Raw genomic sequence first — 20,993 nt, 5'->3', positions numbered from 1 at the left:
GGACTACTTGGCGAAGCCCGGCAGGAGCTTGGCGTAGTCGGTGGAGACGGTGTTCAGCGCGTCCTGGGTGCTGGTGCCCTGGACGGCCTTGCCCAGGTTGGTGCCCAGCGAGGCGAACAGCGAGCTGTACTCGGGCAGCTCGGGGCGCGGCTTGGCGCTGCTCAGCACGGCCTGGAAGCCGGCGATGCCCGGGTCGGCCTTGACGTCCGCGGTGAAGGCGTCGGAGCGGGTGGGCAGGGTGGAGTTCTTCTGCGCGATGAACGCCTGGCTCTCGGCCGAGGTCATGAAGGCGGCGAACTTCTCCGCGGCGGCCTTGTGGGCCTTGTCGGCGCCCGCGTAGACCGAGATGTTGTGGCCGCCGGTGGGAGCGCCACCCTTGCCGCCGGAGCCACCGGGGACGGCGGCGATGCCGAGGTTGTTCTTGTCGGCGAAGGCCGAACCCTTGTAGATGTTGGTGATCTCCCACGGGCCCTGGACGATCGCCGCGACCTTGCCGCTGTTGAAGGCGTCCATCATGTGCGCATAGGCGTCGGTGGTGACGTCGGCCTTGACGGTGCCCGGCGCGGTGAACATCGACTTGTAGGTCTCGACGGCCTTGACGGCCTCCGGCGAGGCGACGGTGATCTTCTTGCCCGCGGCGTCGACGGTGTCGGTGCCCTCGCCGAACAGGAACGGCATCGCGTAGTAGCCGTCGGCGGCCTTCAGCCAGAAGCCGTCCACCCCGGCCTTCTCCTTGACGGCGGCGGCGTCGGTCTTCAGCTCGTCCCAGGTCTTCGGCGCCTCGGTGATGCCGGCCTTGGTGAACAGCTCCTTGTTGTAGAGCAGGCCGAGGGTGTCGGTCACCAGCGGCACGCCGTACAGCTTGCCCTCGTACTTGGCCTGCTGGATCAGGCTCGGCTGGAAGGCGGAGGTGTCCGCGGCGGCCGGGGTGCCGTCCAGCGGCTCCAGGTAGCCGGCCTTGGCGAAGGCGGCGGTCCAGCCGACCTCGGAGCGGAACACGTCCGGAGCACCCTTGGCCCCCATCGCGGTCTGGAGCTTGTTCTGCGCCTGGTCGAACGGCACGTTGACGAAGTCGACCTTGACGTTCGGGTTCGCAGCCTCGAACTTCTTGACGAGCTCCTGGTAGTTCGGCGCCTCGTTGGTGGCGTTCGAGGTGTCCCAGTACGTGAGGGTGACCGGCCCGTCGGCCTTGCCGTCGGAGCTGGAGCCGCTGCTGCTACAGGCAGCCATCGAGACCGCGAGGGCCACAACGAGGGCAGAGGCCGCGATGCCACGCCGCATGAGAACTCCTTGGGAGGGTGGGGGTGCCCGAGATGTTCGGAGACAGGCGCATAATGGCTGCCTCGTACCGACCGCACCGTTGCTGCCGTCGGGCTCGGGAAGGAAGTTAACAGCGGTGCAAGATCGACGGAAAGTCCTTGCAGCAAGTTTCTGCAAGAAACCGCGATCGTTACGCCCGCGTGTCCTGGACGTTGCCGCTCGGTAGTTGACGGCCGCACCGATTGCCCGAATTTGCCCGATTCTCCCCTCTGCTGACTGGCCGACGACACCACCGTGCGTGGCCGAAAGCGGCCTGCAGCAGACTGGACGCATGCGAATCAGAGCCGTCACCAGGGACGAACTTCCACTGCTCGCCGAACTGGAGCGGGCCGCCGGCGCACCGTTCGCCGCGATCGGCATGCCGGAGATCGCCGAGGACGAACCCCCGGCGCCGGAGGAGCTGGCGCACTACCTGGAGCAGGGCACCGCCCTGGTCGCCGAGGCCCCCGACGGGACCGTCGCCGGCTACCTGCTCGCCGAGCCGGTGGACGGCGCGCTGCACATCGAACAGGTCTCCGTGCACCCCGACCACGCCCGCCGCGGCATCGGCCGGGCACTGATCGAGCACCTCGCCGAGACCACCGACGCCCCCGCGCTCACCCTCACCACCTTCGCCGAGGTCCCCTGGAACGCCCCCTACTACGCCCGCTGCGGTTTCCGTCCGCTGGCCGGGGAGGAAGTCACCCCCGGCCTGCGCGAGATCCGCCGCAAGGAGGCCGAACACGGTCTGGACCGCTGGCCCCGGCTCTGCATGCGCCGGGACCTCGCGAAGCCGTAGCGCGCCGGGGCGCCGCCGGCCGGGCACCGCCCGCTAGTTGGTCCCCAGCCGGAGCACGGTCGTCGAGCGGAACTCCTCCCCCGGCCGCAGCTCCGTGCTGGGGAACGCCGGGTGGTGCGGGGAGTCCGGGAAGTGCTGGGTCTCCAGCGCGATCCCGGCGAACGGCCCGTACGGGACGCCGCGCGCGCCGGTGACCGCGCCCTGGAACTTGTTCGCCGTGTAGACCTGGACGCCCGGCTCGGTGGTCAGCACCTCCAGGGTGCGGCCGCTGACCGGGTCCTCCAGCAGCGCGGCCCGCGCCGGGCTGCCGTCCCCCGGCCGGGCGCGCAGCACCCAGTTGTGGTCGTAGCCGCCGGGCCCGGTCAGCTGGGGGTGCTCGTCGTGCACCGACTTGCCGATCGGCGTGGCCACCGTGAAGTCGAAGGGCGTGCCGGCCACCGGCTCGGTCCGGCCGTACGGAATCTGCCGCTCGTCGGCGGGGGTGTACGCGTCGGCGTCCAGGGTGAGCAGGTGACCGAGGACGTCGCCGCTGCCTTCACCCGAGAGGTTGAAGTACGCGTGGTTGGTGAGGTTGACGACGGTCGGCTTGCTGGTGACGGCGCGGTAGGCGATCACCAGCTCGCCGGAGGCGTCCAGGGTGTAGGTGACGGTGACGTCCAGCGCGCCCGGGAAGCCCTGGTCGCCGTCCGGGCTGTGCAGCGCCAGCCGCACGCCGCCGTCGACCGGCTCGGCCTCCCACATCCGGTGCGCGAAGCCGTCCGGCCCGCCGTGGAGGGTCATGCCGCCCCCCGTGGGGGCGAGCTGGTGCTCCTCGCCGTCGATGGTGACCGACGAGCCGTCGATCCGGTTGGCGTACCGGCCCACCACCGTGCCGTAGTGCCGGGCCGGGCCGAGGATCTCGGACAACCGGTCGGTGGCCAGCAGCAGTTGGGCGGAGCGGCCGGAGCGGTCCGGTGCGCTCAGGGTGTGCAGGGTCGCGCCGAGGGTGAGCACGCTCGCCTCGTACGGGCCCGCCGTGAGCGTCCAGCGCTCGATCGCGGCGCCCGCGCCCGAGGGCTCCAGGGGTTCCTGCCGCACGCTGGTGGCCTCGCTCGCCATGGGCCTGCTCCTCACTCGCGGCCGGGTCGCACCGCGGCCGCCCGGTTCCGGGTCCGTCGAGGGGTCGCCGCGGCAGCCCCGTGTCCCGTCAGCCTAGCGACGGCGGCGGCCGAGGGGGCGCTTCCGCGAACCCACGCGCCGCCTCCCGCGCCGCCGTCCACCATCTGGCGCCCCCTACGACCGCCGGGCACCCCACCGCGCACCGGGCACCGGGCACCGGCCACGACCGCCGGGCGCCCCACCCGCGCACCGGGCACCGGCCACGACCACCGGGGCGCCACGACCGACCCCGGGGCCGCTCCTAGCCGTCCAGCTCCTCCAGCCGGCCCGCGTCCCGCTGCTGCTGCGGCAGACCGAGCGCCGAGGCCAGGCCGTCCGGCCCGCTGCCCGCCTTGCGGTAGACCGCCGCCAGCCGACGGTTGACCAGCCCGAGCGGCACCCCGAGCTCGTCGGCGATCCGCTGCGGCGGCACGCCCTGCACGGCCCGCTTGGCGACCTCCCACTCCGCGCTGCTGAGCGTCTCCAGGGTGTCCCGGAAGTCGCGCAGCCCCAGCCGGTTGGGCCGCAGGCCGTAGTTGGCCAGCTCCCGCCGGGCCCGGTCGACCAGCCCCTCCGCGGAACAGTGCTGAGCCAGTTCGATGCCCTGGTACAGGTACTCCTGGGCGTCCTCCAGCCGCCCGACCCGGCGCAGCGCGGCGCCGAGGTCGACCAGGGCGACGGCGTGCTCGTAACCGGCCGGGGACTGCCCGAGGTACGCCACGGCGTCCTCCAGCAGTTCGACCGCCGCCTGGCCGTCCTCGATCCGGGCCTGCAGGCGCAGCGCGCTTCCGATCGCCGAGGCGGTGCCGAAGTTGCGTGCGTCCCGGACCGCCCGCTGGGCGTAGTCGCGGGCACGCTCGGGCTCGTCGTCCGCGATCGCGATGGCGAGGTGGCCGGCCCAGGGCGCCCAGACGGTGTTGTGCCAGCCGCGGACCTCCAGTTGGGCGCCCGCCTCGGTGAGCGCGGCGGCCGCGCCCGCGTACTTCTCCTTGGCGACCAGCAGCTTGCCGTACAGCGAGGCCGCGTCCGGCAGCACCATGGCCGTCGCGTGGTACGGCGGGTGGAAGCCGAACTCGTTGGCCAGCTTCCAGGCCTCGTCGACCCGGCCGCGGGCGATCAGGGTGTCGACGAGCACGCCGATCGCGTCCCACGCCAGCGGCAGCTTCTCCCCGATCCGCTCGGAGATGCGGTACGCCCGGCGCAGGAAGTCCTCGGCCTCGGCGAGCAGGCCGCGGCGGAACCGGGCCAGGCCCATCAGGAAGTAGGCGAAGCCCCGGTGGGCACCGCTCCACCCGGCGATCTCGAACTGGATGATGGCGTCCGCGGCCAGCCGTTCGGCCTGGGCGATGCGGTCGTTGTAGATGTACGTCAGGCCGAGCATCGAGGGCAGTTCGAAGCCCCAGGTGGTGTCGGTCCAGCCGAGGCCCTTGGGCAGCCGGCCGCCGTCGAGGACCTCGTCGGCGAGCGCGAGCGCATCGGCGGAGGCGGCGCCGCGCAGGGTGAGGTCCCAGGCGCGCATGGCGAGCACGGCCCGGTCGGCCGCCTCCCGCCCGCTCAGGCCCCGGCACATCTCGCCGAGCCGGGCGGAGCGGCCCGGGCCGTCCTCCTCGGACTTGCGGAAGGCGTGCCACATGAACGAGGCGGCCTGGAGCCGCTGGCGCCCGGCCGGTTCGGTGGTCCTCAGGGCTTCTTCCTGGCAGACCAGGGCCGCCTGGCCCAGTTCACCGGCGTGGGCGAGCACCTCGGAGAGCCGGAAGGTGGCGTCCACGCGCAGGGCGGGGCGCAGCGGCACCTCGTCGGGGTCGAGGGCCAGTTTGAGCTGGTTGACGGTGGCGACGGGGTCGGTGAGCAGCGCGGAGCACCCGAGTTCGTAGAGCACCTCGGCCTTGATCTCGTCGGCGGGCGGCTCGTTGAGCGCGCGGTGCAGACAGCGCTGGGCCGCCTCGGGGGCGCCGATCAGCTGGTGTTCGACGGCGGCGCGGCGCAGCTTCTTGACGATCCGGTCGTCGCCCTCGCCGGAGTGGGTCTCGACCAGGTGGCGGGAGGCGGCGAGCAGGCCGAGTCCGGCGTTCTCGATCTCGGCGGCGGCGATGCCGTGCATGCCGAGGCGGGTGGCGTCCGGCATGGTGTTGTAGATGGAGCTGGCGATCAGCGGGTGGACGAACTCCAGGTTCCCGTTGGGGGTCTGGGTCAGCACGCGCTGCTTGCGCAGCCGCTTGATGGAGTCGCGGGCGCCCTCGGTGCTCTGGGTGGAGATCCGGGTGGCGAGGTCGACCCGGATGTCGGTGCCCAGCATCGCGCAGGCCCAGGCGAAGCGCAGGGTGCTGGCGCCGAGCCGATCCAGCCAGCTCTTGAGGGTCATCCCGGCGGCGTCGACGGCGAGTTCGCGCAGCTGCCGGGAGTTCTCCTCGACCGGTTCGAGTTCCTGCTCGCGCACCTGGTCGAGCAGGGCGTTGGCCTCGAACGGGTTGCCGTTGACGACGTTCCAGAACTCGTAGCAGAAGGCGTCCTCGGCCCTGTCGCCGAGCTCGGCGCGGATCATGTCGGTGACGGAGCTGAGGGTGAGCCGGTTGAGCTCGTGCTTGCGACCCTTGAGGAGGAGGACGTCCCGCCGGAAGTCCTGGGTCTCGATGGGCCAGTCGTTCTCGTCCTCCCGGAAGGCGAAGACGAGCAGTACGGGAAGTTCACTCGATCGGATGGCGAACTTGGTCAGCCAGGAGAGTGACTCGCCGTCCGCCCAGTGCAGGTCGTCGACGATCATCACCATCGGCGCGCGGCGCGGCGCGAGCTGGGTGAGGACGTAGTCGAGGCCGTCGCGCACGCCCTGCGGGTCGAGGCGGCGGGCGCCGGCCTTGGGCTGCTTGAGGCCCATGGCCGGTCCCACGACCTCCTCCCAGGTGCCCATGACCTGGCTGAAGACCTCGGGCTTCAGGTCGGTGAGCACGGGCTGGAGCAGCTGGCGCAGGACGTGGTACGGCTCCTTGAACTGCCGTTCACCGCCTCGGGCGAACAGCACGGTGGCGCCGTCGCGGAGCTTGGCGAGCCGCCTGACCTCGTGCAGCAGACTGGTCTTGCCGATGCCGGGGCGGCCCGAGAAGGTGAGCAGGTCGCCGATCTCGGTGCCGCCGGCGGCGAAGCCGCGGCAGAGCCGGTCGACAGCGGCCTCCACCGAGCGCAGTTCGGCGTCGCGGTCGCGCAACCGGACCCGGGGCGCGATGCCGTCGCCGTCGTGGGCGGAACCACCGCCCGCCCGAAGTGCGTTCTCCTGCTCGGTCACCGTCGTGCCTCCGCCTCGCCCGCTGCGTCACAGCTCCATCACTGCGTGGAGCCGAGGTTAGCGCCGTGCGGACCTCCCCGTGGGGCATTCGTGCAGGCTGGGGCGGACGGTGAGGGTTTGGGGGCACTGTCAAGGGCAATTGCCCTACATCCCTAACATCCCATCATTGCATCAGATACCCTACGGCCTTCGAGGCGCGGATGATCTTGCGAAGCCCACCCTCACCGTCCGCGCCCCGTCGCGCCAACTCCCCCCACCATCACCGCTCCAACAACAAGCGCCCCCACCCTCCGCTGCACCGGGAGTCCGATGTCTGACGACACCTCACTTCAGATTCCGTTCCCGCACCGCCGCAGTCCGCACGGCGTCCACGCCACCGCACTGCACAGGGACTGGCTGATCCGCCACCCGCTGCTGCCCGACGCCGACCATCCCGGCTACGCGCACTGGGAGGTGGTGGACCTCGCCGCACTCGGCTATCCGGACGCCGGCCCGGACGAACTCGCCCTGGCCGCCGACCTGATGGGCTTCTACTTCCTCTTCGACGACCAGTTCGACGGCCCGCTCGGCCGCCGTCCCGCCGAGGTGGCCCCGATCTGCGAGCGGCTGATCGCCGTCCTGCACGGCGCCCGCCCCGACCAGGGCTCCGCGGTCGAGACCGCCTTCGCCGATCTGTGGAACCGCAGCATGCGGGGCATGCCGGCCCGCTGGCAGGCCCGCGCCGCCTACAACTGGGAGTACTACCTGGCCAGCCACCCGGCCGAGGCGGCCGGCCGGATCTCCACCCGGCCGCCGGACCGCGCGGGCTACCTGGAGCTCCGCCGGGGCACCGCGGCGATGGAGACCATCTTCGACATGGTCGAACGCCTGGGCCAGTTCGAGGTCCCGGCCGCCGTCCTGCACCACCCCGTGCTGCGTCAGCTCCGCCAGCTGGCCGCCGACATACCGTCGCTCAGCAACGACGTGCACTCCTACCCGCTGGAGGCGCCGCGCGGGGACGTGAACAACCTGGTCATGATCGTCCAGCGGGAACGGCGCTGCTCGGCCGAGGAGGCCTGCGCGGCGGTCATCGCCGAGGCCCAGCTGATGGTCGACCGCTGCGCCGAACTGCACGCCCGGCTGCCCGACGTCCACCGCGAGTTGGGCCTCTCCCGGATCGAACGCACGATCGCCCAGCGGTACGCGGACGGGCTGCTCACCTGGCTGGCCGGCTACCTCAGCTGGGAGGCCCGCACCGGCCGGTACCACGCGGTCTGACCGGCGTGCGCCCCGGACCGCCCGACGGGCGTGCGGTGGCGCGACCCGAGAGCGCCGCCCCGGCCGTACGGCGGCGTACGGCGGCACGCCGCGGGGACGGTCCGGCCGACGCACGGCGGCTCACGGAGGCACGCCGGGAACAGCCCCACCGACGCGCGACGGCGCGCGGCCACGGGTCGCGGGGGTGCGTCCGAAACGCGCGCCCCCGCAGTGATCCGTTTCGGGACGCCCGCGGAGATCGGGATCGGGCCCCGGGGTCCCGCGGAGATCGGGATCGGGCCCGGGATCCCGCGGAGATCCGGTCCGGGAACGTCCGGCGGCCCAGGCCCCCGCGAGCGACCGGAAGACACACCCTCCGTACCGGACACGCGTACGGACCGTAGCCGCGCCGGGCGCCCGGCGGTTATCGTGCTCGGCGGCGGGCGCCCCGGCGGGGCGCCGGTCCGATTGCGTGTCCGACCCCTCCCGCCGGACCGCCCCCGAACGGGCGGTCCGGCGTGCCGCCCGTGGCCCGAGCCGTGCCCGGCGGCGCCCGACGCAGCGAGGAGACAGCGAACATGACGGTCTACCAGCCCCCCGGCACGCCCGGCAGCATCGTCGCCTACCGCTCCCGGTACGAGCACTGGATCGGCGGCGAATGGACGCCTCCGGTGCGCGGCGAGTACTTCGGCAACCCGACCCCGGTCACCGGCGAGGTGTTCACCGAGGTCGCCCGGGGCACCGCCGAGGACATCGAGGCCGCGCTGGACGCGGCCCACGCCGCGGCCCCGGCCTGGGGCCGCACCTCCGCCGCCGAGCGCGCGCAGGTCCTGCTGCGGATCGCGGACCGGATGGAGACCAACCTGGAGCAGCTGGCCGTCGCGGAGAGCTGGGAGAACGGCAAGCCGGTGCGCGAGACGCTGGCCGCCGACCTCCCGCTCGCGGTCGACCACCTGCGCTACTTCGCCGGTGCGCTGCGGGCCCAGGAGGGCAGCCTCTCCCAGCTGGACGAGGACACCGTGGCGTACCACTTCCACGAGCCGCTGGGCGTGGTCGGCCAGATCATCCCGTGGAACTTCCCGATCCTGATGGCGGTCTGGAAGCTCGCCCCGGCGCTCGCCGCCGGCAACGCGGTGGTGCTCAAGCCCGCCGAGCAGACCCCGGCCTCGGTGCTGCTGCTCGCCGAGCTGACCGCCGACCTGGTGCCGCCCGGCGTGGTCAACATCGTCACCGGCTTCGGCGAGGAGGCCGGCGCCCCGCTGGCCGCCAGCCCCCGGATCCGCAAGATCGCCTTCACCGGCGAGACCGGCACCGGCCGGCTGATCGCCCGTTCGGCCGCCGAGAACCTGATCCCGGCCACGCTGGAACTCGGCGGCAAGAGCCCCAACGTGTTCTTCGCGGACGTCGCCGCCGAGGACGACGCCTTCTACGACAAGGCCGTCGAGGGCTTCGCGATGTTCGCCCTCAACCAGGGCGAGGTCTGCACCTGCCCCAGCCGCGCCCTGATCGAGACCCCGGTCTACGAGCGGCTGCTCGGCGACGGCCTGGCGCGGGTGCGGGCGATGCGCCAGGGCAACCCGCTGGACACCGAGACCCAGGTCGGCGCGCAGGTCAGCGTCGAGCAGCTGAAGAAGATCCTCTCCTACTTCGAGATCGGCCAGGACGAGGGCGCCAGGATCCTGGTGGGCGGCGAGCGGGCCGACCTCGGCGGCACGCTGGCCGGCGGGTACTACGTCACGCCGACGGTCTTCGAGGGCGACAACGCGATGCGGGTCTTCCAGGAGGAGATCTTCGGACCGGTCGTCTCGGTCACCCGCTTCGACGGCTTCGACCAGGCCGTCGCGCTCGCCAACGACACCCAGTACGGGCTCGGCGCGGGCGTGTGGACCCGCAGCATCAACACCGCCCACCGGGCCGGGCGCGCCATCCAGGCGGGCCGGGTCTGGACGAACTGCTACCACGCCTACCCGGCCCACGCGGCCTTCGGCGGCTACAAGAACTCCGGCATCGGGCGGGAGACCCACAAGGCGCTGCTGGAGCACTACCAGCAGACCAAGAACCTGCTGGTCAGCTACTCCCCCGACGCGGTCGGCTTCTTCTAGACCCGACGAGCCCGGGAGGCCGGGAAAGCGGAGCGGGAGGCCCATCGGGGCCTCCCGCTCCCTCGCCACTCCCCGTGGCGGGCTCCGGGGCGAATCGCCCGTTCCGGGGATCAAAGCACATGAATGCGGTCAATTCACCGACGCGCCGCCGACATGCCCGGACGGCCCGCGCGAAAGCCGTAGACAGGACTCCCCGCCCCTCACCCCCATCAGGGAGTCCCGCGTGACCATCGCCCCCACGAAACTCAGCGACCCCGCCGTCCGCGCCTTCGTCACCGCGGTCAACGCGGGCGACCGCGAGGCCTTCTTCGCGCTGCTGGCCCCGGACGCGACCATGGCCGACGACGGCTCCGAGCGCGACCTGGCGGACTGGGTCGACCGGGAGATCTTCGGCCCGAACGGCCGGATGGCCGTCCAGACCGAGTCGAGCGGAGGCCACGCGCTGGTCGCCGAGTTCACCAACGAGACCTGGGGCACCATGCGCACCGCCTGGCGCTTCACCGTCGACGGCGGGAAGATCCACCGCTTCGAGACCGGCCAGGCCTGAGGCTACCGGTCCAGCCCCAGGCACCCCCGCACCGCGCGGATCAGGTTCCGCGAGCGGATGTCCCCGGTGACGCCCGGCTGCATGCCGTTGGTGACGTAGCCGAAGCCCAGCCCCAGGTCGGGGTCGGCGAAGCCGAGCGAACCGCCCCGACCCGGGTGGCCGAAGCTCGCCGGGGAGGCCATCGGCGCGGTCGGGCCGTGCCGCCAGAAGCCCAGGCCGAAGGTGGAGTTGACGATCAGCACCCGGTCCGGCCCGCTCACCGCCGGCTCGACCGCGCGTGCCAGCACCTCGGGGCCGAGCAGCGGCGGCAGCAGCGCGCCGGAGCCGTCCGGGCGGTCGGCCGCGCCGATCAGTGCCGCGTAGAACCGGGCGAGTGACCGGGCTGTGCCGATGCCGCCGGCGCCGGGGATCTCGGCGGCCTGCACCGCCGGGTCGTTGAGGTCCACGCCGGGGCGCACCGAGGCGAAGGAGCGGGCGGTCAGCGAGGCCGGGTCCTGGTAGGCGTCCCGGACGGACTGCTTGGGTCGCAGCCGCAGCCCGCTCGGACCGGTCCGAGCCGCGTCCGGCGCCGGGAGGTCGACGAGCCTGCCGACCCTGGGCGCGGCGCCGGCCGGCAGCCCGATCCACAGGTCCAGCCCGAGCGGCCGGGCGACCTCCTCGGCGAAGTACTGGCCCACCGTCCGGCCGCTGACCCGGCGCACCACCTCGCCGACCAGCCAGCCGAAGGTGTACGGGTGGTAGCCGTGCGCGGTGCCGGGTTCCCAGGCGGGCGCCTGCGCGGCGACTGCGGCGGCCGCGCGCTCCCAGGTGAGCACGTCCTCCAGCCGCAGCGGCACGTCCAGCGCGGGCACTCCGGCCTGGTGCGAGAGCAGCCAGGCCACCGGTATACGGCCCTTGCCGGCCGCCGCGAACTCCGGCCAGTACGAGGCCGCCGGGGCGTCCAGGTCGAGCAGGCCGCGTTCGGCCAGGAGCAGCGCGGTGGTCGCGGTCAGGCCCTTGGTGACCGAGCGCAGCACCTGCGCGGTGTCCGCCGTCCACGGCACCGCGGGCGCCGGCCGGCCGCCGACCTCGGGCCGGGCGTCACCGCCCCACAGGTCGACCACCTTGCGGCCGCGCACGTACAGCGCGAAGGCCGCACCGAGCTCGCCGTAGTCGGCGAAGTTCCGCGCGAAGGCCGCCCGTACGGGCTCGAACCCCTCGGCCGTCTCGCCCCAGATCTCCACCACCGCGTGCCGCCCTCGACCAGTTCCGTTGCTTCTCGTGCCACTCGGGTTCGTTCTCGATCTCCTTCGATCGAATCCGTTCGAACCGAGCCCCGAAACCCTAACCTGTCCCTCATGACCAACCCTGCCGAGGAACTGCTGGACATCGTCGACGAGCACGACCGCGTGATCGGGACCGCCCTGCGCGGCGAGGTGTACCGGCGCGGGCTCACCCACCGCTGCGTCTTCATCCTGGTCCGCGACCCGGCCGGGCGGATCTTCGTCCACCGCCGCACCGACACCAAGCTCTTCGCCCCCGGCGCGTACGACATGTTCGTCGGCGGCGTGGTCGGCTCCGGCGAGACCTACGCCGAGGCCGCCGTCCGCGAGGCCGAGGAGGAGCTCGGCGTGCACGGCATCGCCCCGCGCCCCCTGTTCAAGTTCCTCTTCGAGCAGGACCGGCTCTCCTGGTGGTGCGACATGTACGAGGCCGAGTGGGACGGCCCGGTCTCCCCCCAGGAGTCCGAGGTCGCCTGGCACACCTGGCTCACCCCCGCCGAACTCGCCGACCGCCTCACCCGCGACTCCTTCGTCCCCGACGGGCGCGAGGCCTACCGCCGCTACCTGGACCTCCGGTCCGCGTAGCGCCGCCACGACCTCGGCGTTCGGGCCCGGTGCGCGGGCCGGAGAGCAGTGGGCCCCTGTCTCCACCACAGGGCCCTCGACGAACTAGGGTGGCGCGCATGGCCTCCCGTACGCCGTCACCGACGGCCGATCGCGCAGCACGGACCTCCGCCTCCGCCCGGGCGGCGGGCGAGCGGCCGCGTCGGCGGCTGAGCGTGGACGAGCGGCGGGAGCAGCTGATCGCCGTGGCGCTGGAACTGTTCAGCCGGCGGCCGCCGGAGGAAGTGTCGATCGACGACATCGCCGCCGCCGCGGGGGCCTCCCGGCCCCTGGTGTACCACTACTTCCCCGGCAAGCAGGCGCTGTACGAGGAGTCGCTGCGGCGGGCCGGGCAGGAGCTGTCGGCCCGGTTCGAGGAGCCCATGGACGGGCCGCTGTCGGAGCGGCTCCACCGGGTGATGGGCCGCTACCTGGACTTCGTGCAGAGCCACGGGCCGGGCTTCGCCGCGCTGCTGCGCGGCGGCTCGGTGGCGGCCAGCGCGGGCACCTCGGCGGTGATCGACGACGTGCGCAGGGCCGCACAGGAGCAGATCCTGGCCCACCTGGCGCTCCCCGAGCCGAGCGCCGGACTGCGGCTGACCGTCCGGGCCTGGATCGCCAACGCCGAGATCACCTCGCTGGAGTGGCTGGTCGAGCGCTCGGTGCCGCTGGAGGAGCTCCAGCTGCACCTGGTGCAGGAGTTCGTCGCCTCGCTCACCCTCACCGCCGCCCGCGAACCGGCCCTCGCCGCCGAACTGGCCTCCTTCTTCGCCGACGAACGCCCGGACGGCCCGACCGGGCGCCTGGTGCGGGACCTCGCGGGGCTGTTCGCCGTGCCGGGGATCGTCGAGGCGGTCACCGCACTCGCCGCCGGCACCCCCGAGGACGGGTCCGCGCAGGCCACCGGCACCACCACCGAGTGATCATCGGGTCATCCTGCGGTTCGGTCCGGACGGCGGGCTCTGATAGGAATGAGCCGGGATCTGACGACCCGCCGCCGCGGCGGGCCCGGTCCCACCCGAAACACCGACGGCAGACGGAGCAGAGCGGGGGGCTCACCAGGTGACCCAGGACGTGCAGTTCAGCGTGGAGGCCAATCCCTTCGCGGCGGCGGAGCAGGTCTGCGCGACCCTCGGCACCCTCACCGACGCCCTCTTCGACGAGCGCACCTCGCGCCACCCGGCGGCCTCGCTGAGCGCCCCGCGGGCGGCCGAACACCCCGCCGCCGAAACGCTGTTCGGCCTGCCCCTGGCCCCCAACGGCCCGGTGCACACCGCCCTCGACCGGCTCGGCACGGTGACCACCGCCGGCACCGCCCGGCCGGGCACCGGTGCACGGCTCACCGACCGGGTGGTCACCGCGCTCCAGGCCCGGTACGGCAGCGGCGCGGTGCGCGGTGCCATCGCCGACCGGGGCACCACCTCGGCCGCGCTGTTCCAGCTCCCGGTCACCGGCGAGTTCGCCGACGCCAAGCTGCGCCCGCCGTTCGCCCCCGCGCTGGCCGCGCTGGCGGCCGGGCAGCAGACCCGGCAACCGGTCGAACTGCCCACCGGCGCGGGCGCCGAGGTCCGGCTGGTCGTGCCGCCCGGCTTCCACGCGCTGACCTCCCCGGGCGGCCCGCCCGGCGTCTCCGCCCGTGCGGTGCCCCCGCTGCCGGCACTGCCCGACGGCACGCACCGGCCCGGCGACACGGACCGGACGGGCGGTACGGACCGGACAGGCGGTACGGACCGGACAGGCGGTACGGACCGGGCGGGCGGTACGGACCGGATGGGCGGTACGGACCCGGCCACCGTGGCGGCCGCCGACGAACTGGCCCGGCACCTGGCGGAGGTCGCCGAGGAACTGTTCAGCGCCACCGGCCCGGAGCCGCGGCGCGACTTCGCGGTGATCTCCGCCACTCTGGCCGACCTGATCCGCGACGCCGGCGTCGTCTACGCCGGCGTCTGCGCCCTGGAACTGGACGACCGCACCTCGGACGCCGCCCTCGTCGTCTCGCTCGCCCGGCACCCGCTGCCGATCACCGCGCTCGCCACCGAACTGGCCACCGTCCGGCGGCACGCCGAGGTGTGGACCGTCCTGCTGCCGGCCGGACCGGCCGCCGTCCTGGTCGAGGGCCGGACCGCCCCGGTGCCCGGCCCGCTGGCCGCCGACGGGCAGCGGCGCTGGGTGGTCACCTCGGCCGTCCAGGCCTTCGTACCGCTGCCGGACGGCGGGACGGTGCTGTGCGCCCAGCTGTCCACGGCGCGGCCGGAGGACTGGGAGCTGTACACGGAGGCGTTCGCGGAGCTGCTGAAGAGCGTCCAGTTCGGCTGGGACGGCGTGCCGGCCGCGATGAGCGGCGTTCCGGTCCAGGCTCCCGCTCCGGTCCGGACACCCGCCCCGGCGCAGGCCCCTGCTCCGGCTCAGGTTCCGGATCAAGCCCCCGCTGCCGCTGCCGTCGCTGCCGCCGTCGAGAAGGAGGCGGAGGAGGAGCCGGTGCACCTGCGCGGCACACCGGTACGGGTACCTCCCGCGGACTTCAACCCCTTCGCGCCCGTCGCGGAGGTCCCCTCCTCCGGTGCGGAGGACACGGCGCCGGATGCCGAGGACCGCCCGAAGGGCACGCCGGTGATGGTCCCGCCGGCCGACTTCAACCCCTTCTCCATGGAGGGCATCCCGGACGCGCCGGGCGACGCGCCCGCGGCCCGGCCCGCCGGCGCCGCTCCGGTCGCCGACCCGTTCGGGACCACGGTCACGGCCGAGCAGAAGGCCGATCCGTTCGGCACCACCCTCCCCTCGCAGGGCCGTGCCGTCCCGCCGCCGCCCTCGACCCCGCCCGTCGTCCCGGCCCATGCCCCGCCCGTCGCAGTGGAAGCGGCGGCACAGGAATCGGAGCAGCCCGGGGACGAGGAGGAGGCGGGTCCGCGCAAGGGCACACCGGTGATGGTCCCGCCGCCGGACTTCAACCCCTTCTCCATGGAGGGCATCCCGGCCCTGCCGACGGACGAACCGGAGCCGGTAGCCGCGGTCGGCGCCGAGCCGGAGAACCGCCCGTTCGGCTGAGCCGGAGGCGCGGCGAGCCGCCGCGCGGTGACACGGCGAACGGATGACGGCCGACAGTCGACAGATTTCAGATTTCAGCGAACGAAATCTGAAATCTGTTACCTGTCAGCTGTCATCCGTTACCCGCTCCCGGCCCCTCTCCCCCCGGCGCCAACTCCCCTGCCGCGAGCGCCGTCGGAGGTCGGCCGCGATCCGCTCCGCCATCAACCGCCGCACACCGCCGACGGGTTCACCCACGCTCCGGGCGCATCTGCTCCGCCCCGGCCGGACCGGCTTCGGCGCTCAGCCCGCCCGCCGGGCCAGGTGCACCACGTCCGGCACCCCCCGGGCGACCGGGACCTCGTGCGACACCACGTCCGAGAAGCCCACCGCCCGCAGCGCGTCCTCGAAGGCTTGCGAAGGCTGCGCACTCCACACGGCCAGCACCCCGCCGGGCCGCAACCGGTGCCACAGCACCGTCAGCCCGTCCGCGCCGTACAGCCCGTCGTTGGACTCGGTGACGGTCCAGTCCGGCCCGTTGTCGATGTCGAGGCACAGCGCGTCGTAGCGCTCGCCGTCCGCCGCCGCGAGGTACTCCAGCAGGTCGGTGTGGAGAACCTCGACCCGCTCGTCGTCCAGTGCACCGCCCGAGAAGGCGCCGAGCGGGCCGGTCCGGTGCCAGTCGATGATCGCGGACTCCCGCTCGACGATGGCGATCCGCCCCCAGCGCGGCTCGGCCGCCGCGTACGCCAGCGAGAATCCGACCCCGAGGCCCCCGATCAGCACCGACGGCCGCTCGACCGGGCCGCCGCCCGTACGGTCCAGCTCGTCCAGGGCCGTCTGGATCAGCAGCCGCTCCGAGCGCCCGTCGGCGGTGTCCATCAGGAAGCAGCCGTTGGCGATGATCTCGAAGTCCCGACCGCGTTGCCGGAGCACCACCTCACCGTACGGGCCCTCCCGCCGGTCGAGCGTGACGACGGCCTCGCGGCCGTCGCGTTCGGGCAGTGCTGTGGTCATCCGTCCTCCTTGGCGGACTCGGGTGAACTCGGGTGAACTCGGGTGAACTCGGCCGCACCACCGCCCTGGTACCGGCGGGCCGGGTGGGCTTGCGCCCGACAATAGCCGAGTCCGCACCCGGGTCCGTCAGGTCGTGACCAGCACCCCCGCGTACGAGACTCCCGCGACGACCACCCAGGATCCGAGCCCGAGCAGTGCGATCCGCCCGCCGGTGCGGGCCATGGTCGGCAGGTGCACCGCACTGCCGAGACCGAACAACGCGGCGGCCAGCAGCAGTTCCTGGGCGTCCGAGGCCAGGCCGAGCGCCCGCTCGGGCAGCACCCCGGTGGTCCGCAGGACGATCATCGCGAGGAACCCCGCCACGAACAGCGGCACGATCGGCGGGCGGTTGCCGGCCTTCACCGACTTCTCACCCGACTTCTCACCCGGCTTCCCGCCCACCTCGCCCTCCGCCGGAGCCCCCGCCGCCGACGTCACCGCCGCCGAAGCCCCGGCCGAAACCCCCGCCGCGACCTTCACCGAAGCCACCCGCGCCATCCGCGCCGCCCGCAGGTTCCGCCGCACCATGACGGCCACCCCCGCGACCAGCGGCGCCAGCAGCACCACGCGCATCAGCTTGACCAGCACCGCCTCCCGCAGCGCCCCGGCCCCACTGGTCTGCGCGGTGGCGACCACCTGCCCGACGTCGTGCACGCTCGCCCCGACCCAGCGCCCGAACTCCAGCTCGTCGAGCCCGAGCGGATGCTGGAGCAGCGGGAGCACGACGATCGCCAGCGTCCCGCACAGGGTGACCAGCGCCACCGAGGCCGCGACGTCCTCCTCCTCGCTGCCCGCCGCCTGGCTGACCGCGCCGATCGCCGAGGCCCCGCAGATCGAGTACCCGGTGGCGACCAGCAGTGGCTGGTCACCGGGCAGGCCGAGCCGCCGGCCCAGCCAGAGCGTGCCCGCGAAGGTGGCCGCGACCACGGCCAGCACCATGGCCACCGTGGCCCAGCCGAGGCCGAGCACGTCGTCCAGGCTGAGCTTGAGCCCGAGCAGCACGATCCCGAGCCGCATCAGCCGCTTCCCGGCCGTGGACAGCCCCGGCCGGGCGATCCCGCGGACCACCGGGCGCACCCCGGGCAGGTGGGCCGCCGCCATGCCGAGCACGACGGCGGCGGTGAGCTTGGGCACGGCCGGCACCAGCGCGTGGACGCCCAGCGCGGCGGCCACCCCGAGGGCGGCGAGCAGCAGCCCGGGGGCGTCCCCGCGCATCGGGGGCAACGAGCGGGTGCGGGCGGCGCGGTGCCGGAGGGTCAGTGCCACGCCGGGATCACTGCTGCCCGTCGGCGGGCATCCGGTAGACCCGCCGGATGCTGGTGCCGAGCCGGGAGACGTCCGCACCGTAGACGTGGATGGAGATCGCCGTGCTGCTACAGGAGTTGCGCACCAGGTGGATGTCGCCGGGCGGGGCGAAGGCGGCGACGGTACCGGCCGGGCCGGCCACGTGCTCGGTCTCGACCAGTCGGGCGGTGGGGCCGCCGGAGACCAGCCGGTAGCGGGTCTCGCTCTCCTGGCCCTGGTGGACGCCGGCCACGCACCAGGAGACGTGGTCGTGGATCGGGGTCTGCTGACCGGGCAGCCAGACCAGGGCGACGACGGAGAAGCTGCCGTCCTCCTCGGCGTGCAGGACGTGCTGGCGGTAGCGCTGCGGGTCGCCCTCGCGGTGGGCGGGGGCGAGCAGCGCGTCGGGGCCGTCCGGGTCGGCGTGCAGGTGCGGGGCGAGTCGCTCGCCGACCAGGTAGGCGGTGAGCTCCGGCGGGAGTCCGCGGTCCACGACGGCGCGGATCTCACTGATCAGCGCGGTCATCCGCTCGGTGAGTCGGTCGCTGCCGACCGTGGCTGAGGGAGTCATCCCAGCAGGTTCGACCCTGGCGACCTATCACGTCCAAGGAGGGTTCGTAAGGAACCTCCCCACTAACGCTTATATGTCAGCGGGCAGCAGCTCACCGGTTACCTACTGCCGGCTACCTGCTGCCGCTCGCCCGTTACCTGCTGCCGGCTACCTGCTTCCGGTCGCCGCCGGGAGTCGTCACCCGGTTCGGCGCTCAGCACCCGACCCGACTCGCCGCCGCCTGCCGCAGGTGGTCCAGCACCAGCCCGGTGGCCGGGATCCGGCGGTGCTCGCGCAGCACGTACGCGCTCACCTGCCGCCGCAGGTGCGGTTCGACGGCCCGCCCGGTGACCTTGCGGTGGCACATGAAGGAGAGCACCAGTGCCGGCATCAGCGCGATCCCGACCCCGGCGGCGACGAGCGACTGCACCGCGAGGTTGTCGTCGGTGGAGAACACGATGTCCGGCGCGAACCCCTCCTCCGCGCAGACGTGCAGCAGGTTGGCCCGGCAGCGCGGACAGCCGGCGATCCAGCGTTCGCCGCCGAGGTCGGCCAGCCGTACGGCGTGCCGGCGGCCGAGCGGGTGCCCGACCGGCAGCAGCACCGTGAGCAGGTCCTCCATCAGCGGGATCTCGTCCACGCCCTCCGGCACCTCGGTGGCCACGCCGGGGTAACGGAAGGCCAGCGCGATGTCGCACTCCCCGCGCAGCAGCCGCTGGACGGAGTCCGGCGGCTCGGCCTCCAGCAGTTCGACCCGCACGCCGGGGTGCTCGGCCAGCAGCCGGGCCATCGCCTCGGGTATCAGGGTGGCGTTGGCGCTGGGGAAGGCGCAGACCCGCACCCGTCCGGCGCGCAGCCGGGCGAGGGCGGCGAGCTGCTGCTGGGCGGCGGACATGCTGTCGAGGATCAGTTCGGCGTGCCGGGAGAGCGCTTCGCCGGCCTCGGTGAGCCGCAGTCCGCGCCCGGCCCGGGTGAAGAGCGGAACGCCGACGGTGCGTTCGAGCGCCTTCATCTGCTGGGTGATGGCGGGCTGGGTGTAGCCGAGCTCGCGGGCGGCGGCCGAGTAGGAACCGGCCCGGACGACCTCGTGGAACGTCCTGATGTGCCGCGAATCGAACACCGGCTCCATGATCCCTCCCGCCCACCCGTTCTCGACAGCCCCGCTCCGGCCCCGCCCGGACCGTGCTCGGACCGTGCTCGGACCGCGCCCGGACGCCCGAGAATCATAAGAGGAATTTGGAGGTATCGACCCCAACCCCACCCGTACCTATGGTTCAGCCCCGAACCAAGCTCCTCACTGCTGCGCCGACGGCGGCAGCCCCATCGCCACCTCGGCCTTGACCACCGGTGCCCCGCCGCGCACGCCCGGGCTGCGCCGGCTGCGCCGTTCCACGAAGCGGGCGAGCCAGGAGAGCAGCAGACACATGCCGATGTAGATCGGTGCGATCACCATCACCACCGGGATGAACGGCAGGTCGTAGTCCAGGTTGGTGGCGATCAGCTTGCCCGCGTGCAGGAACTCCTCGTAGGTGATCAGGAAGCCCAGCGAGGTGTCCTTGAGGGCGACCACCAGCTGGCTGATGATGGCCGGCAGCATCGCCCGGTTGGCCTGCGGCACCAGGACGTACGACATCACCTGGGTCTTGCGCATGCCCAGTGCGTACGCCGCCTCCCGCTGGCCCTTGGGCACGGCGAGCACGCCGGCCCGGAACACCTCGGCCAGCACCGAGCCGTTGTAGAGCACCAGCCCGGTCACCAGCGCCCAGAGCGGCTGCACCTTGAGCGCGACGAAGACGAAGAAGATCATCACCAGCACCGGCATGGCCCGGAAGAACTCCACCACCAGCGTGGAGAGCCAGCGCACCACCCGGTGGTCGGAGAGCCGCCCGGCCGCGAACAGCGCGCCGAAGGGCAGCGCGAACAGCACCGTCCAGCCGAAGGCCTTGAGGGTGTTGCCGAGCCCGCGCAGCAGCAGTTCCTGCACGCCCCGGTACTCGAAGGGCTGCCACTTGGCGTACGTGAACTGGTTGGTGTGGAACAGCATGTAGATCACCCAGCCGATCAGCGCCGCGATCAGCAGCAGCGCGATCCCGCCGTACAGCCGGTGCCGGGCGAGCGCCTTCGGGCCGGGGATGTCGTACAGCGCCGAGGATTCAACGGTCATCGGGACACCGCCACTCGTCGTTCCAGCAGGTTGAAGACGGCGCTGATGGCCAGAGTGATGATCAGGTATCCGACGGCGATCCAGACGAAGGTCCAGACGATGCTGTAGCCCAGCTCGTTGATGGTCCGGTAGGTGCCCAGCAGTTCGGTGACGCTGAACGAGCCGGCGATCGCCGTGTTCTTGGCCAGCGCGATCATCACACTGCCGAGCGGCGCCACCACCGAGCGGTACGCCTGCGGCAGCACCACCAGGCTCATCGTCTGCCCGAAGCTCATGCCCAGGCTGCGGGCCGCCTCGCCCTGCCCGGTCGGCACCGTGTTGATGCCCGACCGCATCGACTCGCAGACGAAGGCCGAGGTGTAGCAGCCCAGCGCGAGCACCGCGAAGGTGTAGAAGGGCAGGGTGATGTTGAACCGGGGCAGGCCCAGCACCACGATGAAGAACAGCAGCGTCAGCGGCGTGTTGCGCAGCAAGGTCACCCACACCGTCCCGAACACCCGCAGCGGCTTGACCGGCGAGACCCGGAAGCCCGCGATCAGCACGCCCAGCACCAGCGACAGCACGGCGCTCACCGCGAACAGCGAGAGCGTGCCGAGGAACCCCTCCCAGTAGGTCGACCAGTTGTCGATCAGCGTTTTCACGGCGCGGCCCTC

Annotated in this window: 17 protein-coding genes; 7 read left to right on the top strand and 10 right to left on the bottom strand. The window is 73.0% G+C overall.

Going from position 1 to position 20,993, the window contains the following annotated elements:
- Positions 1–3: 3 nt before the first annotated feature.
- Positions 4–1,281, bottom strand: a complete 1,278-nt coding sequence (locus ACGFSC_RS22480) for an extracellular solute-binding protein (RefSeq protein ID WP_359911700.1) — start codon at positions 1,279–1,281, stop codon at positions 4–6.
- 310 nt (positions 1,282–1,591) lie between these two features.
- Here ACGFSC_RS22480 and ACGFSC_RS22475 point away from each other — a divergent pair, with 310 nt between their 5' ends.
- Positions 1,592–2,098, top strand: a complete 507-nt coding sequence (locus tag ACGFSC_RS22475) for a GNAT family N-acetyltransferase (protein ID WP_359911697.1) — start codon at positions 1,592–1,594, stop codon at positions 2,096–2,098.
- Positions 2,099–2,131: 33 nt separating this feature from the next.
- Here the strand turns inward: ACGFSC_RS22475 and ACGFSC_RS22470 are convergent, their stop codons facing one another.
- Both ACGFSC_RS22470 and ACGFSC_RS22465 read right to left on the bottom strand, forming a co-directional pair.
- A complete protein-coding gene (locus ACGFSC_RS22470) occupies positions 2,132–3,196 on the bottom strand; it encodes an aldose epimerase family protein (RefSeq protein ID WP_359911694.1) in 1,065 nt (354 codons plus the stop codon).
- Between the two features lie 301 nt (positions 3,197–3,497).
- Entirely contained in the window at positions 3,498–6,512 is a 3,015-nt protein-coding gene (locus ACGFSC_RS22465; protein WP_359911691.1) for an AAA family ATPase, read from the bottom strand.
- A 309-nt stretch (positions 6,513–6,821) separates the two neighbouring features.
- On the opposite strand from ACGFSC_RS22465, the gene ACGFSC_RS22460 reads away from it, so the two are divergent.
- The 3 genes from ACGFSC_RS22460 to ACGFSC_RS22450 all read left to right on the top strand — a co-directional run bounded on the left by ACGFSC_RS22460 (position 6,822) and on the right by ACGFSC_RS22450 (position 10,397).
- Positions 6,822–7,769, top strand: coding sequence for a terpene cyclase (locus ACGFSC_RS22460; protein WP_359911688.1), 948 nt, complete (start codon positions 6,822–6,824; stop codon positions 7,767–7,769).
- A gap of 557 nt (positions 7,770–8,326) precedes the next feature.
- Complete coding sequence (locus ACGFSC_RS22455) at positions 8,327–9,850, top strand: aldehyde dehydrogenase family protein (protein ID WP_359911685.1); 1,524 nt, start codon at positions 8,327–8,329, stop codon at positions 9,848–9,850.
- A 223-nt stretch (positions 9,851–10,073) separates the two neighbouring features.
- A complete protein-coding gene (locus tag ACGFSC_RS22450; protein WP_359911682.1) occupies positions 10,074–10,397 on the top strand; it encodes a nuclear transport factor 2 family protein in 324 nt (107 codons plus the stop codon).
- A gap of 2 nt (positions 10,398–10,399) precedes the next feature.
- Here ACGFSC_RS22450 and ACGFSC_RS22445 read toward each other — a convergent pair whose 3' ends face one another.
- A complete protein-coding gene (locus ACGFSC_RS22445) occupies positions 10,400–11,623 on the bottom strand; it encodes a serine hydrolase domain-containing protein (RefSeq protein ID WP_359911679.1) in 1,224 nt (407 codons plus the stop codon).
- A gap of 111 nt (positions 11,624–11,734) precedes the next feature.
- Here ACGFSC_RS22445 and ACGFSC_RS22440 point away from each other — a divergent pair, with 111 nt between their 5' ends.
- The 3 genes from ACGFSC_RS22440 (at position 11,735) to ACGFSC_RS22430 (ending at position 15,307) form a co-directional block, all read left to right on the top strand.
- Entirely contained in the window at positions 11,735–12,244 is a 510-nt protein-coding gene (locus ACGFSC_RS22440; protein ID WP_359911677.1) for an NUDIX domain-containing protein, read from the top strand.
- 98 nt (positions 12,245–12,342) lie between these two features.
- Positions 12,343–13,185, top strand: a complete 843-nt coding sequence (locus ACGFSC_RS22435; protein WP_359911674.1) for a TetR/AcrR family transcriptional regulator — start codon at positions 12,343–12,345, stop codon at positions 13,183–13,185.
- Positions 13,186–13,324: 139 nt separating this feature from the next.
- Positions 13,325–15,307: a hypothetical protein gene (locus tag ACGFSC_RS22430; RefSeq protein WP_359911671.1), complete on the top strand. Its 1,983-nt coding sequence runs from the start codon at positions 13,325–13,327 to the stop codon at positions 15,305–15,307.
- Positions 15,308–15,589: 282 nt separating this feature from the next.
- On the opposite strand, the gene ACGFSC_RS22425 is transcribed toward ACGFSC_RS22430, so the two are convergent.
- From ACGFSC_RS22425 to ACGFSC_RS22400, 6 genes are all read right to left on the bottom strand, one after another.
- Positions 15,590–16,303 (bottom strand): spermidine synthase, encoded by a 714-nt coding sequence (locus tag ACGFSC_RS22425; RefSeq protein ID WP_359911668.1) that lies wholly within the window; start codon positions 16,301–16,303, stop codon positions 15,590–15,592.
- A 126-nt stretch (positions 16,304–16,429) separates the two neighbouring features.
- The gene (locus tag ACGFSC_RS22420; protein WP_359911722.1) at positions 16,430–17,557 is read right to left on the bottom strand and encodes a putative sulfate exporter family transporter; all 1,128 of its coding nucleotides are present in this window, start codon (positions 17,555–17,557) and stop codon (positions 16,430–16,432) included.
- A gap of 58 nt (positions 17,558–17,615) precedes the next feature.
- Positions 17,616–18,197 (bottom strand): cysteine dioxygenase family protein, encoded by a 582-nt coding sequence (locus ACGFSC_RS22415; RefSeq protein ID WP_359911665.1) that lies wholly within the window; start codon positions 18,195–18,197, stop codon positions 17,616–17,618.
- 193 nt (positions 18,198–18,390) lie between these two features.
- Positions 18,391–19,296, bottom strand: coding sequence for a LysR family transcriptional regulator (locus ACGFSC_RS22410; RefSeq protein ID WP_359911662.1), 906 nt, complete (start codon positions 19,294–19,296; stop codon positions 18,391–18,393).
- A 174-nt stretch (positions 19,297–19,470) separates the two neighbouring features.
- Positions 19,471–20,340, bottom strand: a complete 870-nt coding sequence (locus ACGFSC_RS22405) for an amino acid ABC transporter permease (protein ID WP_359911659.1) — start codon at positions 20,338–20,340, stop codon at positions 19,471–19,473.
- Positions 20,337–20,981 carry an amino acid ABC transporter permease gene (locus tag ACGFSC_RS22400; protein ID WP_359911656.1) on the bottom strand — a complete coding sequence of 215 codons (645 nt, stop codon included), beginning with the start codon at positions 20,979–20,981 and terminating at the stop codon, positions 20,337–20,339. The genes ACGFSC_RS22405 and ACGFSC_RS22400 overlap by 4 nt, the downstream gene beginning before the upstream one ends.
- Positions 20,982–20,993: the final 12 nt, after the last annotated feature.

This window comes from Kitasatospora sp. NPDC048715, from assembly GCF_043198905.1.
GTDB classification, from domain to species: domain Bacteria; phylum Actinomycetota; class Actinomycetes; order Streptomycetales; family Streptomycetaceae; genus Kitasatospora; species Kitasatospora lactacystinica.
This window is presented reverse-complemented; position numbering and strand designations above follow the sequence as displayed.